Origin of the sequence: Xylanivirga thermophila (assembly GCF_004138105.1) — a bacterium.
Taxonomy (GTDB): domain Bacteria; phylum Bacillota; class Clostridia; order Caldicoprobacterales; family Xylanivirgaceae; genus Xylanivirga; species Xylanivirga thermophila.
Genome location: NZ_RXHQ01000033.1, coordinates 1 through 15,451, shown reverse-complemented (window position 1 = coordinate 15,451; position 15,451 = coordinate 1). Strand labels below are relative to the sequence as shown.

General features: G+C 36.8%; 12 protein-coding genes. 1 reads left to right on the top strand and 11 read right to left on the bottom strand.

Features of this window, described 5'->3' with window-relative positions; all coding sequences use genetic code 11:
- Positions 1–16: 16 nt before the first annotated feature.
- From EJN67_RS11800 to EJN67_RS11755, 10 genes are all read right to left on the bottom strand, one after another.
- Positions 17–3,001, bottom strand: coding sequence for an extracellular solute-binding protein (locus EJN67_RS11800; RefSeq protein ID WP_129724528.1), 2,985 nt, complete (start codon positions 2,999–3,001; stop codon positions 17–19).
- Positions 3,002–3,076: 75 nt separating this feature from the next.
- Entirely contained in the window at positions 3,077–4,519 is a 1,443-nt protein-coding gene (locus tag EJN67_RS11795) for an extracellular solute-binding protein (protein ID WP_165000856.1), read from the bottom strand.
- Positions 4,520–4,635: 116 nt separating this feature from the next.
- Positions 4,636–5,766 (bottom strand): GntR family transcriptional regulator, encoded by a 1,131-nt coding sequence (locus EJN67_RS11790; protein WP_165000855.1) that lies wholly within the window; start codon positions 5,764–5,766, stop codon positions 4,636–4,638.
- 327 nt (positions 5,767–6,093) lie between these two features.
- A complete protein-coding gene (locus tag EJN67_RS11785) occupies positions 6,094–7,830 on the bottom strand; it encodes a glycoside hydrolase family 35 protein (protein WP_129724522.1) in 1,737 nt (578 codons plus the stop codon).
- Between the two features lie 24 nt (positions 7,831–7,854).
- Positions 7,855–9,093, bottom strand: coding sequence for an alpha-L-fucosidase (locus tag EJN67_RS11780; RefSeq protein WP_129724520.1), 1,239 nt, complete (start codon positions 9,091–9,093; stop codon positions 7,855–7,857).
- Positions 9,094–9,117: 24 nt separating this feature from the next.
- A complete protein-coding gene (locus tag EJN67_RS11775; RefSeq protein WP_243641302.1) occupies positions 9,118–9,972 on the bottom strand; it encodes a sugar phosphate isomerase/epimerase family protein in 855 nt (284 codons plus the stop codon).
- Positions 9,973–10,153: 181 nt separating this feature from the next.
- Complete coding sequence (locus EJN67_RS11770) at positions 10,154–11,185, bottom strand: Gfo/Idh/MocA family protein (RefSeq protein WP_129724516.1); 1,032 nt, start codon at positions 11,183–11,185, stop codon at positions 10,154–10,156.
- Positions 11,186–11,211: 26 nt separating this feature from the next.
- Positions 11,212–12,039 (bottom strand): sugar phosphate isomerase/epimerase family protein, encoded by an 828-nt coding sequence (locus tag EJN67_RS11765; RefSeq protein WP_243641301.1) that lies wholly within the window; start codon positions 12,037–12,039, stop codon positions 11,212–11,214.
- Between the two features lie 37 nt (positions 12,040–12,076).
- On the bottom strand, positions 12,077–13,099 hold the full coding sequence (locus EJN67_RS11760; protein ID WP_129724514.1) for a Gfo/Idh/MocA family protein: 1,023 nt from the start codon (positions 13,097–13,099) through the stop codon (positions 12,077–12,079).
- A 32-nt stretch (positions 13,100–13,131) separates the two neighbouring features.
- Positions 13,132–13,971 carry a sugar phosphate isomerase/epimerase family protein gene (locus tag EJN67_RS11755; RefSeq protein ID WP_129724512.1) on the bottom strand — a complete coding sequence of 280 codons (840 nt, stop codon included), beginning with the start codon at positions 13,969–13,971 and terminating at the stop codon, positions 13,132–13,134.
- 187 nt (positions 13,972–14,158) lie between these two features.
- Between EJN67_RS11755 and EJN67_RS11750 the strand changes: the two genes are divergently transcribed.
- On the top strand, positions 14,159–15,073 hold the full coding sequence (locus EJN67_RS11750) for an AraC family transcriptional regulator (RefSeq protein ID WP_129724510.1): 915 nt from the start codon (positions 14,159–14,161) through the stop codon (positions 15,071–15,073).
- Here the strand turns inward: EJN67_RS11750 and EJN67_RS14075 are convergent, their stop codons facing one another.
- The gene (locus EJN67_RS14075) at positions 15,074–15,250 is read right to left on the bottom strand and encodes a hypothetical protein (protein WP_165000854.1); all 177 of its coding nucleotides are present in this window, start codon (positions 15,248–15,250) and stop codon (positions 15,074–15,076) included.
- Positions 15,251–15,451: the final 201 nt, after the last annotated feature.

Genomic DNA, 15,451 nt, shown 5'->3' with positions numbered 1-15,451 from the left:
GTATTTTAATCTTCATTTATCTCTTTTCTTCAATAATTCCATATTCTATCTGTTTATTCCGCATTTCCTTGTTTATATCCTTTATAGCCTTTTCCAGTGCATCACGTTCATTCATACCGCTCATTATTACACTAGTTGCAGCATTTTTTATATGCCTATCAGTAAAATATCCCCCCAGCACAACAGGTTGTTCTTTATACCATTTCCATTGTTCTTCAAATACAGCCAAATCCTTTTTATCCCAAGCTATATTTTTGAACGCTTCTGAGTTTGCCGTATTCCATCTAGCTTCTATACCTACAAGTGATTCAATATCACTACCGAATTGTGACTGAGTATCCGTGCTGGTCCACCATTTAAGAAATTGCCAAGCTTCTTCCTTGTTTTCACTTTGATTTAATACTATAGCAGCAGATGGTGCACCACCAGCTGTCCTATCTATACTTCCATCTTCCATCCTTATACCAGGTAAAGGGGCTATTCCCCATCTACCATAGAGTTCCGGAGCTGCCACAGTAAGCATTATATAGGTATTATAGCTGCCAACTCCAATTGGCATCTCACCTGTTCTAAATCTGTTAAAAAAGTTAGCCTGAACAGGAATTTGATATACCTTAAAAAGCTTAGTCCATTCTACAAAAGATTTATATGCTTCACTAGTATCCAGTGCAGAACGCATATTATCATCTGTATAAAACTCAGCACCATTTTGATATAAAAATGGCAATAGGGATGAACTAGCGGCCAAGAGAGAAGGATAATAAAATTGCATACCATTTTGATTGAGTACCGGTAATACCGATTTATACAATTCTTCCCATGTATCCGGTACTGCTATCCCTAGCTCATCAACTATATCTTTGCGATAAAATAACACATTAAAATCCATAGTTTCTGGAAGAGCATATATACCATTTCTGTATTCAAAAGGCACTAACACTCCTGGCAAAAATCTTTTTGATACATCATTGAAATCATCAAACTGTGCAAGATTTGCCGATGCATCGCGTATTGCTAATTCCACGGGTGATAATGGATCAACACCAAGTGCTACATCAGGTGCCTTGCCTGATACTATAGACAAAGTAAGTGCATTTACACCAGTAGCTCCCATCTGGCCTGCCGGCAAGATATTCATGTTAACTCCAATACCCGTTTCGGGTGTAAAATCCTCATCTGCCTTTTGCTTTATTACCTCTCCCCATTCCTTACCTCTAGCGATCCACACGTCTATACTACGCTTTTGGTTGTTAGTATCATCTGTTACACTATATACATTGTCTATCCGATCATAGTCCTTATAAAAAGAAGCCAGAAAATTTTGCCATGTAGCCTTCATCTTTTGCAATACACTAGCTTTATAATTCTTGATATTCGCATTAGGTGGCTCAACTAAAAAATAGTCTATATTCAACGGCTGATTCTGTATATCCTGTAGCGATAATGTCAACCCCGACTGCGAACTCATAAGATCATTTAATCTCCGTGGGATAATAAATGGGTCCTTTATCATTTCATCGAGCTGATCCTTAAGTACTGCAAAGTTATTTACTATCATAGGCCTTCTAGCCGATATAGCTGTAACTTCTTCTATGGAACGCCCCATATTATTTGATAATTCTTTAAATGTATCTATTAAACCCGGTATTTTTTTGTCCAATTCATAATCAAAGTTAGAATCAGGCTCACTGCCTGTAATCATAATTATATCTCTGATAGATTCAGACAATGTCCAGGCATCTTCTTCCATATCATTTATTATTTTTGCTAAGGGCCCCATCTTAGCTGTCATAGTAAGGGTATGTTCCCCTTCCTCAAGATAAAACAAATATGTATTGCCCTCTTCATCTTTTAATTCTTCCGTTCTCCATTCGTGCTGATATGAAAATTTGTAGGCCTCCATCTCCTTAAACGGTACCTTACCATCTATTGCAATCTGTCTATATACAGGTAAACCATCACCATACCACTGTGCTACCCTAAATACCAATTTATATAATCCGCTCTCAGGTACATCGAACTTCCATGTAACTTCCTGATTGCCCTTTCTCCAACGCCAGCCTCCTATCATATTAAGCCTAATTTTACCTCCTGCTGAAGGATATACGGAAGGATCTCCATCATATTCCCTGCGAATAGTAGGATCGTTTTTTGAATAAGCCGCCTCACCTTCTATCCTCATTGCACCTTTGGATACCTTTTTATATCCCTTCTGTTTATATTCATTAGATATATCTGCATATTCAGGCAAATCATCAACTGATCTTATTATTATCTTGTCTATTGCCATAGGCTGCTGTACATAGTTAAATCTTAAAGTATGCTTGCCTTCAGAAAAATAAAACTTTAATGGCTGACTGTACATTCCACTTACATCAATAAGCGGTTTTACTTGCCACTCTTTTATCTCTACCTGCTTGGGCCTTACCTCATCTCCTACATTGTTAAAAGTAGTCTTGCCTTCATCTTCCCATAGTTTGTAAAACGGAATATTTGAAGCCTCATTAAATGGAACATTTCCATCTATCATGAGCTCCCTTTGAATCAAATTACTAGACTCGCCTAAGGCATAGTATTCTACATATATATTGTATAGACCACTCTCAGGTATGTCTATTTGCCATTCAAACCAGTCATCCGAGTTTTTCCACACCAATACATTGTTTTGTTTGCCCCCTATCCCAACTTCTAATGGGAGTAGATTTGCATTTGAATTTGATATATCATCAGCATTTAGCGATATTTCCACTTCTTCAACCGACTCATAACCTTCTTTTTCGTATTGCTTTAATACATTAACATAACTGTACTCACGAGGATTTACATAACCTTGATCGTTATTCTTTCTTGCATCTTCATCCTCTACCTTGTTTTTATCCTTTAGTGGTATCCCCGGCTGTGCATTACTGGTTATAGGGCTAAACATTGTAATTATAAGCGCCAAGCATAAGCATTTACATATAAAAGCAATGATTGATCTCTTAGCATTGCAGCGCACCATACATACCCCTTCCCATGTAAAATATAAAATAGGATATGGGGGAGATATATATCCCCCATATCTTTCATGTGCTTCTTAGTTTTCTATACCCATTGCCTTCTGTTCATTCAAGAAAGTTTCGACTGTCTCCTTTGCCCTCTTTTCCCATTCAGCCAAGGATTCCTGGGCAGACATCTCACCTTTGTAAAATTTCTCCCATTGTTCTTTATGCATCTCACCAAAGTCTACAGGTGAACCTGCACCGCCACTTATACCATTCTCACCTATGAGTTTGGCCCTTGCTATAGTCCTATCCCTCTTTTGGGGATCTGGAATCTGAGGCAAAATATCTGATATGATCTTCTGATCGTCCTCTTTTAATGCTATAGGCATATAGAAATATTTATCTGGATCAGATTCAAAACTTTCCTTAGCATCTTCAAAATTATTCAGTTCTGAGAACCATTTTGTAACTGCAAAACCACCTTCAGGTTTTTTGGATTTAACAGGTATTACCAATGACCACGTAGCCCCTACACCCATGGAGAATTTTTCGCCATTCTTTGTTGGTACAGGTGCTACTCCATAGTCCAAATCAGGATATTCACTATCATATGACATGGCCGGCCATATGGCATCATCTAGTTTCATGGCAACAGTGTCTGATTCTAGGCCAAATTGAACACCTGCATTTTTAGCCTTTTCCAAACCATCCTCACCACCATGAAGGTCATAGAATCCCTTTATCATTTCCCAAATTTCTAACATCTGAGGTGTATTTACCTTGACCTCAAAAGGATCGGTTGATACCGTACCAGCTTCTGCAGTAGCTGCAAAATTAAATACTACATCCTTCCAATATTCACTCTGGAAACCCTGCTGAATCAATTGACCCTTACTATCAAACTTGGTAAGCTTCTTCGCATAATCCTTTAGCTCATCCCATGTCTTTGGCGGACTGTTTGGGTCAAGACCTGCCTGTTCAAACAATTTCTTATTATAGTATAGTATCTGTCCATTTATATCCCATGGCAATGAATAGTGTTTGCCATTATAGAGTCCAAGATCAACTGCAAAATCATAATATTTACCCCAGTCTATCTTACCCTCTTCTGCATATTTGTCATATGGCTGTAATAGATTAGCTGCAGCAAGCTTTGGAACATAACTAGCATATAGAAATGCTGCATCCGGCGGTGCACCACTTGCACATGCAGCTATAAGTTTTTTGTCATCTACCCAGTTTAGTGGATATTCATAATCCCAACCTGTATCCTCTTTAAATTTTTCAAATATTTTGTCCGAGCCAAATTGTCCACCCCAAAAAACCACTTTCCCCTTTGGCGTATCATCCTTATCGTCGGGCTTTTCACCATCAGGTTCTTTTTCCTCATCATCCTCAGTTTTATCTGCAGTTTGATCTGTTTTATTGGTAGTATTATCTTTTGAAGTTTCGCCATCCTTTTCACCACATGCCACCAAAGCAAAAACCATAACTGCAACAAGGAGTAACGCTATAAGATTTTTAAATTTTTTCATTTTAAAAATACCCCTCCTATAATACATTTTTTAAATAATGAGATTAAATGGTACTAAATGAACAGAATATCACCCCTCTCATGAGTAATAAAATTTATATAAGCTAATCTTTAAAATTATTTTTCACGAAAAACTTTGCATACTTCTCTAGGCTTGATCTCAGAAACGCTATTCCTAAAAACCATATTGACAGGTATGACCTTTTGAGGCACTTCACAATATCCATTTTGGATCATTTCAACTATCATACTAGCAGCCTCCCTGCCTATCTCATAAAAATTTTGATCTACACTGGTAAGGGGAATATCAACATGTTCCAATATCTCCACGTTATCGAAACCTATCAACGATATATCTTCCGGTATCCTTATCCCTTCATTCTGTAATGTTTTATATATGGCAATTGCTAGATAGTCATGTTCAGCAAATATGGCCGTTACACCACGATTAAACATCCTTTTAAGCATATCAATTGTTTTATAAGCAAATTTTTCACCATCATAGGTCAAGGCAAAGTTAATTATATTGTGGTCTATTGCTATATCATGCTTTTTTAATGCAGTACAATATCCAAAAAATCGTTCCCTTACAGTGCTTATTTCCTCTATATTGAGATTTGAAAGGTATGCTATCCTCCTGTGTCCAAGTTCTATAAGATGAGAAGTAGCCCTATAGCCTCCATCAAAATTATTTGATACAACAGAACATATAGGTAATGATTGAAAATGTTTATCAATAGTAACTATTGGATACTTACTTAGATACATTGCATACAATATATCAAAATTTTTTCTAGAAGTGGGATAAAAAATTATACCACTTATCCCATCATTAGGCAGGTTAATCAACGCATTCCGTTCTTGATCAAGATCATTATCAGTTGTATGTATAGTAAGATAATAACCATTATCGCTTAGGTAATCAGTAGCACCGTTTATATAGTCAATACGCCTGCCAGCCGGTCCATCAGATGGTAATATCATTGATATAACCTTATGAGAAATGCCTTGATCGTTTGTATTACCTCTAGATAATACAAAGCTACCTTTACCCTGTCTCCTATATATTAGACCTTCACGTTCCAATTCTACCAATGCCCTTTGAGACGTGATTCTGCTTACATCATACCTTTCAGCCAACTCAAATTCTGTAGGCAGCTGATCACCAGGAACAAGATCTCCATTTAAAATTTGTAGTTTTATGTCTTCTGCAATCTGTGAATATAGTGTTTTTCTCTCGGTAGCCATGCAATTCATTCCTTTACATCTATACTTATGCTAACGAATAATACATTGACTAAAAATAGATAATTATCTGTTAATAACAATATAGCATATACTTATATCAAAGTCAATATATTTTCAATTATTGTTATAGCATTCTTTTGTCATTAAAAAACCTTAATGTAATACTAGAATACATATTCAAATAATTTCGAATACCTTTAATATCAAGCAAATTACACCACCCTATTTTCCCCAATGAAATGCTATAGAAAATGTTATATTTTTATAACGCATTATATTTTATATAAAAAGAGGGAAATAACTTTTTTAGTTATTTCCCTTCCAATATCATAGTAAAGGCTGATCTATAAGCTCAACTATAGGTTTTTCTACATTCTCGAGTTCAAATATTATAAGCTCATTTTTTCCTTTATTAAGGAGTGGGCCAGGTATATACAACGTCTGTTGTGGTCCAGCATTCCAATATCGTCCCAGATTAAAACCATTTATATAACACACACCTTTTGTCCAACCAGACAGCTTTAAAAATGTATCAAATGGTTTAGCTACTTCAAACTCTCCCCGGTAAAACGCCGGACATTCTATCTGTTTACCTTTATTAAAGTTCAATTTATGGAGATTATCCATCTCCAAAGTATATATAGTCCAATTATATATGAATTGCTGTCCCATCCTTACTCCATATGTTATACCTTTTCGATCAAGCATATTAGGTCCATAATTTGTACGTCCCATATTCTCAACTAATATATCCAGCTTTATACCTTCTTTTGGTACCTTTATATATATGGATGGCTCTTTATCATCCCTGTATATAACCCCTGCAAACTGATCATCTACAAACACCAATGCCCTGTCCCGTACATCTTGAAGTATAAGGGGTGATTCATCCCTTGGACCGGCTATAAAAGTACGATATAGTATAAAACCATAGTTTTGGTCCAACATTTCCATAGGAACAGGGGCCGGCCTTTTAAATTCTTTTCCTATATCATCCAATGAATCAAAAAGCTTTGCGTATTCATTTAACTCAACGGTGCCGTATGCCATCTTAGGTAAAATATCTAAAGGTACATCTTCTACATTTGCATATTTTTTTATAACCTTTTGTACAGCATAAAATTTTTCTGTTGGATCGCCACATTCGCTTAATGGTGCATCATAATCATAACTCGTCACTGTAGGCTGGTATTCTCCCATACAATTTGCACCATTCATAAAACCAAAGTTAGTACCTCCATGTAACATGTAAAAATTTACTGATGCTCCCATGGACAACATCTCATCTAGTACATCTGCAACATCCTGACCATCCCTGCTATGGTGTTCTTCGCCCCAGTGATCAAACCAACCATTCCAATACTCCATACACATTAATGGTCCTTCAGGTTGAAACTCCTTTAGTTTTTCAAATTGTTCCAATGCCCTTGAACCAAAGTTTACCGTCTTAAATATATGCGGAAGCGTACCACCCTGCAGCATACTATCGCATGCTCCATCTGATGTAAAGAGTAAAACATCTACACCCCTTGATTTTAATCCCTTTTCGATATATTGGAGATACTCATGGTCATTCCCATAGCTGCCATATTCATTTTCTACCTGTATTGCAATTATAGGACCACCATTGGTAGATTGCAACGGCGCTAATCTGCCTATAAGTTCATCAAAATATCTGTCTATCGCGTCAAGATATGGCTTATATCCACACCTCAGTTGCATAGCGGGATCCTTTAAAAGCCATGCAGGTAGCCCGCCAAACTCCCACTCCGCACAAATATACGGTCCAGGGCGAACTATTACAAAAAGCCCTAACTCCTGAGCAGTTCTAATAAATTTTTCTATATCCAAACCAGCATCAAAGCAAAATTCCCCAGGACGTGGTTCATGCAAATTCCATGGTACATATGTCTCTACCGTATTAAATCCACATGCTTTGAGCTTTTGAAGTCTATCCTTCCAATATTCTGGTACTACCCTAAAATAATGTATGGCACCTGATAATATACGCATGGGTTTGCCATCATATAAAAACTGATCTTTTGCAATGGTTAGCTTCCCCATTGGTCTCTCCCCTTCTTTTTACAATTATTTATCCACTAAATATAGGGACAACTCTCTTATAATCGGATCTGCATCTGCCTCCAATATAATTAACCTTATATGATCCGTCTCTACTTTTTTAAACTTATCTATCTTTTTATGCCCTATGGCACTGCCTTCTGAAATTAATATCCAGTCGTCTCCTTGCTTTGCCTCTAGTTTGTATTTTAGTATCCGCTCGCCATATGCTATGTCCTCCATTATAATAGCATGATCCATATATGCTGAAGATTTTAAATGAAGATCTATCTTGTATCCACATCCTGCTGTACTAGCTATTGGATCATTAAATCTCCTCCGTATCTCTATTCCAAACTCAATCAGCCTTTTTGCATCTGCATCGGGGATGAGCCCCCTAGCATCTGGTGAAACATTAAGGAGTAATCCGGCTCCATGGCCTACGGATCGATAATATATATCCATAAGTTCATCTAAAGAACGAAGATTATGTTCGGCATTTGGATGCCAGAACCACTGTCCCCTTCGTATGGGAACATCGCATTCTGCCGGTACCCATCTAGGCGTATTTGGAAGCCATTTTGTATTTTCATCTGTAAAAATGCTTTGCCTAGCCGCCTTGGCAGTATTCCAACAGGGATAGGGAGCCAATCCATCCTCATTTCCTACCCATCTTATAGTTGGAGCACCCATGTTAAATATCATAGCATTGGGTTGATATTTATTTATTAAGTTCATTATTCTTGCCCAGTCATACTCCCGCCCTTCTGAGCCTGCACCGTCAAACCATATCTCCACTAATGGTCCATAGCCCGTTAAAAGCTCTGTAAGTTGATCACAATAAAAATCATCGTACAAATCCTTGTTGTCATAACAAGGTTCATGCCTATCCCATGGCGATAGATATATACCAAATCCAATGCCCTCTTCTCTACAAGCATCGGCACATTCGCGCACTACATCCCCTTTGCCATCTTTCCATGGACTATATTTCACAGAATAATCGGTAGTTTTTGTAGGCCATAAACAAAATCCATCATGATGCTTGGCCGTCAACACTACATACTTAAATCCTCCAGCTTTGGCCATATGTACCCACTGTCTTGCATCTAGATCGGTAGGATCAAAGGTACTGGGACTATCAGTACCTTCTCCCCATTCTTGATCATGAAATGTATTAATACCAAAGTGAAGAAACATTCCCATCTCCATGTCCTGCCATGCTAGCTGACCCCTATTTGGTTTTGGCAAGCATTCTTCCTTCATGTATACCCAAACCTCCAATACTAACTAAGCAAGTTCTATATAATGCTCCAAGTTTTTCTTTCCTATTGCTATACCTTTTATTGGATCTTCCAATCCTTCAAACTCTATGGAAAGAACACCATCATATCCTGCTCTCTTTAAAAGCCCTATACACTGAAATACAGGCGCATTTCCATGTCCTATTATAGAACCTCTGAGATAATTGCCTCCCCTTGATCTAAACCAACCATCTCCAGGACTAACTACCATACCTGATTTTATATGAAAATCCTTAGCATGGGCATGGAACACATATGGAAGCAGTCTACCTACAGCCTTTACAGGATCTTCATCTACACATAGAAAATTCCCCACGTCCAAGAGTAGACCAAAGTTTGGATGTCCTACACCTAAAATAAGCTTTTCTACCCTTTCACTATCCTGGCAAAAGAAACCATGGTTTTCTATAGTAGTCTTTATCCCAAGCTGCTCTGCATATTCTGTAACCGCCCTATAACCCTTTATCAAAACAGGCAATGCATTATCAAAACCCTTCGGGCCATCTTCCATATTTGCAAATCCCCATGTTGCATCATGGCGCATGCATGGTGAACCCAACTCTTTTGCTACATCTACCTCCCGTTTCAACCTTTCAACTTCTTGATCTAAATCATTATTTAAAAGATCGGCACCTACTGCATAGTTAACTATTGTAAGGCCTACCTTGTCACATTCCTGTTTTATCTTTTTTGCATACTCCACAGGATCAGTATTTTCCGGAAGCTTGGGCAGTCCTGAAAATTCTATATAGTCAAATTCCATCTCCTTAGCCTTATGCACTATCTGTATAGCATCCATATCACATTGGCTATAGCTGTATGCACTTACTCCAATTTTCATCACTTATCAACCTCCATTTTTTTATAAATTTAACTTATGCCACCTCTATCTTATACTAGATACCTGATTATTTCTTTATACTTTTGGCCAGTTTTTTTATACTATTGGTCACTTGATCGGAACTAGCTATAAACAAAAGAGCACTGTTTTATATAAAACAGTGCTCTTTTGTTTAATAAAATCATACCAAAGCAATATGATTGACCTTGGAATATTCATTTTTTATCTTTTCATCCGCAGCCACAGCTATTTCAAAGGCAGTATAGACATCATCTATACTTGGGGAAGCTTGTGTATCATTTTCTATCATATCTATTAGACAGCTTAATTGATCATAGGTAGGTTTTCGATTGCTATCCAAATTTATCATCTCATAGGTCTTTTCAGGATATCTATAAAATTCTATTAGATCCCCTTCTTCTTGATGAGTAGCCCTATCCTTTTTATATATTATCCTTATACGTCCTTTAGGTCCAACAAACTCCTTTAAATTGTCCGCTGCAATAGTATTACCCCATCCCGCCTCATAATATGCCACCGAGCCATCAGATAAGGTTAATGTAATAAGGCCATAGTTATATTTATCCTCTGGAACATCGGCCTCCGTCCGAAGTCCTATACCAGACACATTTATCACTTCAGCTCCGGTAAACCACCTCATAACATCTATATAATGAACACCACAGTCTATTATGGGTGAGGTCTCCTTTATAAGAGCCAAATACTTATTCCAATCCATTGTATGGTGATTCTGTGCCATACGCATTATTATAGGACTACCTATGGCCCCATCCTGTATCATCTTTGCCACCGTCTGATAGGTTTTATTATGCCTTAGTATATGCCCTACCAACACCTTAGTCTTTGCATGCTTTACAAGCTTTACAAATTCCCTGCCTTCCTTAAGATCAGTGGCTATCGGCTTCTCACATAGTACATGTTTGCCTGCAGCTATACAATCCCTAAGCATTTTTAGATGACTTGAAGGATATGTTGCTATTATAACTATATCAACATTTTTATCCTTTAAATAATTTTGATAATTAGTAGACCAGGATTTTGCTCCATATTTTCTAGCAAAGAATTTTGCCTTTTCCGGATTTAAATCTACTACTCCCTCTACATTAATATTTTCCCTGTAATATATATCATCCATATGGGCTGCACCCATATGGCCACAGCCCACAAGTACTACATTATATTGTTTATCCATTGCAACTCCATCCCTATATCTTAAGTCTAATATTTTTGCAAGATATCCAGCAAAATCTCTTTTGCCTTTATTATATCCTCCTTTTGCTTGGGACCTGTAATTTCTCTCTCTATCGTTAAGGCCCCTTGATAATTATACTTTATAAGTCTGTCTAAAAGCAAGGGGAAATTAACCATTCCTTCTCCCATGGCCGTTTCCTCGCCAAGATGTCTGCCGTCTGTAGGATATTTACCATCCTTTACATGTACTCCTCTTATAAGATTTTTATATATATCCACAGCATCAACAGGATTTGCCTTGCCATAGAGAAGCAAATTTGCTGGATCGAGATTTATACCTAAGTTATCAAGCCCAGTATCCTCTATAGTACGTATAAGTGTAATGGGCGTTTCCTGTCCCGTTTCAAAATTAAAATATATTCCTAGATTCTTGCAATATGAAGCCACTTCCCGTATGGCAATCACCGTTTCCCTATATTCAGTAGTAGATGGATTCTCAGGAATAAAACCTACATGAGTAGTAATATCTGTTATATCTAGCATTTTAGCAAATCGGGCACCTTTTTTTAATGCCTCCATACGTGCATATCTAAATTCTGCTGGTACCAATCCAAGCGTTAAAGGACCATCTATAAAATCCCATACCTTAGGTCCGGGCCAACCCACCCAAAGACTTGATATATTTATCTTATCTCCTACTATTTCCCTTACTCTTTTAGCATTATCCTCGGTAAGTAAATCAATATCCCATGCATTTACCTGACAGGAGTTAAGACCTAGGACCTCAATCTCCTCCGTGCCATTTTTAAGCAAACTCTCTAATGAGATAATAACTCCTATATCCAAATGATACATAAACTCTCTACCCCTTTAAAATATTATAATTGTCTAATTAAAGTTCTACTACCTTACCGTTATTATCAGCAGACTCCACCTCTGCCCGAGCAATACGTATGGTTTCCATAGTACTGTGAGGTGCAGCAATATCAATAGTTTGATCATTCAATAAAGCATTTACATAGTATTTTATCTCTCTATAATATCCATTATCTTCTGGTAGATCAGGTGTAAATGATTTTCCATCATGGGGGTTTACCTTAAGCACACCATTTTCATAAACTACATTTCCATTTTCAAAATTTACTCTAAATCTCATCTCAAAACCATAATCACCATTTAATACCCAATCATCCTCAGCTGTCACTACTTTGCCATCATCGTAGATATAATGGGTAGATACTATATCATAACCACTACCGGGAATAACATTTCTACCTATGGTTGATACACTCTTTGGAGTACCAAATAGCCAATTAATAGTATCAACGTCATGGACATGCTGGTCAAGCAGTGCTCCACCGCTCTTATCCTTTTGAAGCAACCAGTTCTGATATGACCATCTTGGTGTAGCACCTCCACGGAAGAAATATGCACCTACTACATCCCCAAATTTATTGGTATCTATGCATTCCTTTACATATTCATATGCAGGCCAAAAACGTAGACACTGGGCAATCATCAGTTTTTTATTGTTCTTTTCAGCTGCATCTATCATAGCCTGACATTGCTCTACAGTTAGGGCCATTGGCTTTTCACAAAGTACATTTACACCTTTGTTAAGCGCTTTTACAGCTGACTCAGAATGAATATAGGTGGGGAGTGGCATATCCACGTAATCCAAATCTTCCTTTTCCAACATTTCATCTATACTAGTATATAGATTGTATTTTGAAAAATCATATTTTGCATTTCCCACATCTATATTGCCAGGTACAAATTTGTTTTCAAACTTATCTGGATCTATATCGCATACGGCTACCAATTTAACAGGAAAACCTTCCGACTCCAATCTTATATAGTTATCCAAATGACCTCGCCCCATAAAACCTATACCTACTAATCCTACTTTTAACATAATAAGAACATCTCCTTTTATATTTTTTACTTTTATCTGCCTAAAATTTGATCCATAGACTTAGACGTATTGTATATAATCTGATTCGTATAATGGGTATAATTAGGTATCATCTCTGCAGTAACATAATCATCATATCCCACGGCACTAAATGCATCCATTACCGCAGGAAAATTCACATCTCCCGCCAAAAGATCTACAAAACCATCAAGGGTGCCTACACTTTTCCTGAAATCTTTAAAATGTACCTTCTTTATACGCTTTCCAAGTATTTTTATCCAATGCTCTGGATAACCTGAATAGACAACATTTCCCACGTCCAAATAGGCACCTACATAGGGACTGTCAATCTTGTCTATAAACTCTCTCATCTCAATAGGAGATAACAAAAATTTATTCCATACATTCTCAAGTCCTATGTGAACCTTCATCTCCTCTGCATCCTTTTTTAATTCGGTAAATGCCCCCAATGCCCTGTCATATGCCACGTCATAATCCACTACTTCACATCCGGGTATAAAATCTGCACAAACAGCCCCTGGTACTACCAAAATACTATCTGCACCCAATATTGAAGCAATCTCTAGCTGTTTTCTTACAATATCCATAGATTTCTGTCTGATCTTAGGATCCGAGCTAGTAGCAGGATATGACCAGTAAAGGCCACTTGCCAGGCTTGGAATCTCCATTCCTTCATCTTCTGCTATTTTTTTGATCCTTAAGATATCCTGTTCAGTGCTATCTAAGCTAACCTCACCCTCCTCATCTAAGCTAAGCTCGATACCATCATACCCAGCATCCCTGGCCATTTTTATACACTCAGACACTGTCATACCGCCTTTAAACGACCAGATATTAATACCTTTTTTCATTGTTCAGCCTCCTTTTATTGATTTAGTATATAAAATTTGATAATATATTTGTGTGGAAATTTATAAAATATACTTGATATATCCTTCGTATATTAATTATACAATAGATTAATAGTTTTTTCTTTGCATAAGAAGTCGGTTTTTTTATAATTTTGGACACTTTCAGAAATGCGAGGAGATTTATTTGTTGGAAAAAAGAGGCAATACCAAATATCCTAAAATAACCCTTAATAAGGTGATAAACATAGATGCGATAGTCAGCATATTCTATTTTGAATATGCCAAAGATTTTGTATTTCAAGGAGAGAGTCATGATTTTTGGGAGTTTTTATATGTAGATAAGGGGCAAGCAGAGGTTATGGCTGATACAGAAGGTTACCAGCTCGAACAGGGAGAAATCATATTTCATAAGCCCAACGAATTTCACAGTGTATGGGCTAATGGTAAGATTGCGCCTAATCTTATAGTAATGTCATTTGTCTGTAATAGCTCTACAATGAAATTTTTTGAAAATAAAATTTTAAGGGCGGGAGATGAAGAAAAGGATATACTGGCAAACATAATAAAGGAGCGTGCAAATTCCTTTAATGGAAGATTAAATCAATTTGTAACCGAAGATGATAAAAAGCATGATGCACTGTTTGGATCCCAACAGCTTATAAAACTATATCTAGAATTGCTTCTTATAACCTTTATAAGAAACAATTCTTCAGTAAAAAATCAAGAAAGGATATCATTTATAACAAGGCGGAGAGTAGAAGATGATCTGATAAACCGTATGATATCTTTTATGAAGCAAAACATCAATAAAAACCTCACTATTGACGATTTCTGTGAAGAATTTTCCCTTGGTCGCACCCGTATAAAAAATCTCTTTAAGGAAAAAATGGATGCTGGTATAATACAATATTTTCGATTTTTAAAGATCGAAGAAGCAAAACAGCTCATACGGGAAGAAAACTATAATTTTTCTGAAATCGCTGAAAAATTGGGGTTTAGCTCTGTCCACTACTTTTCCAATGTATTTAAAAAAACTACCGATATGACACCTTCAGAATATGCCACATCGGTAAAATCAAAGGCGGAACTACCCCATTCCTAACTATGATATTATGCTATCTATCAAACTTGTTATATAGCTTTTTCTTACTGCTGCATCATTTATGTCTATTACCAAGTGCTCACCTATCCCTAAGTACATTATGACAGGACTTATAATGCTTGATATGAGCTGGATTACTTTAAATTCTATCTCATCTGCATTATCTGTTCCTGTCAATTGCTTTACTATCTCATTAAGATTGGCCTCTGAATAGGCAATAAGTTTTATAATATCCTGATTATCCGTTTTATCCTTCCTCTATAATCTTTAATTATCTCTTAATATCTCTATTGTTCTCAGCATTTTGACTTGTAAAAAAGAAGCTATATGGATAGTACATACATTAATGTAATAATATGGGCATAACAGGGTAACCTA

Excerpts from the sequence above, each read along its gene's own strand:
- EJN67_RS11775 (WP_243641302.1), bottom strand. The coding sequence starts at position 9,972 with ATGAAAATTGGAGTAAGTGCATACAGCTATAGCCAATGTGATATGGAT.
- EJN67_RS11765 (WP_243641301.1), bottom strand. The coding sequence starts at position 12,039 with ATGTATCATTTGGATATAGGAGTTATTATCTCATTAGAGAGTTTGCTT.
- EJN67_RS11780 (WP_129724520.1), bottom strand. The coding sequence starts at position 9,093 with ATGAAGGAAGAATGCTTGCCAAAACCAAATAGGGGTCAGCTAGCATGG.
- EJN67_RS11795 (WP_165000856.1), bottom strand. The coding sequence starts at position 4,519 with ATGAAAAAATTTAAAAATCTTATAGCGTTACTCCTTGTTGCAGTTATG.
- EJN67_RS11800 (WP_129724528.1), bottom strand. The coding sequence starts at position 3,001 with ATGGTGCGCTGCAATGCTAAGAGATCAATCATTGCTTTTATATGTAAA.
- EJN67_RS11755 (WP_129724512.1), bottom strand. The coding sequence starts at position 13,971 with ATGAAAAAAGGTATTAATATCTGGTCGTTTAAAGGCGGTATGACAGTG.
- EJN67_RS11790 (WP_165000855.1), bottom strand. The coding sequence starts at position 5,766 with ATGGCTACCGAGAGAAAAACACTATATTCACAGATTGCAGAAGACATA.
- EJN67_RS11770 (WP_129724516.1), bottom strand. The coding sequence starts at position 11,185 with ATGGATAAACAATATAATGTAGTACTTGTGGGCTGTGGCCATATGGGT.
- EJN67_RS11785 (WP_129724522.1), bottom strand. The coding sequence starts at position 7,830 with ATGGGGAAGCTAACCATTGCAAAAGATCAGTTTTTATATGATGGCAAA.
- EJN67_RS11760 (WP_129724514.1), bottom strand. The coding sequence starts at position 13,099 with ATGTTAAAAGTAGGATTAGTAGGTATAGGTTTTATGGGGCGAGGTCAT.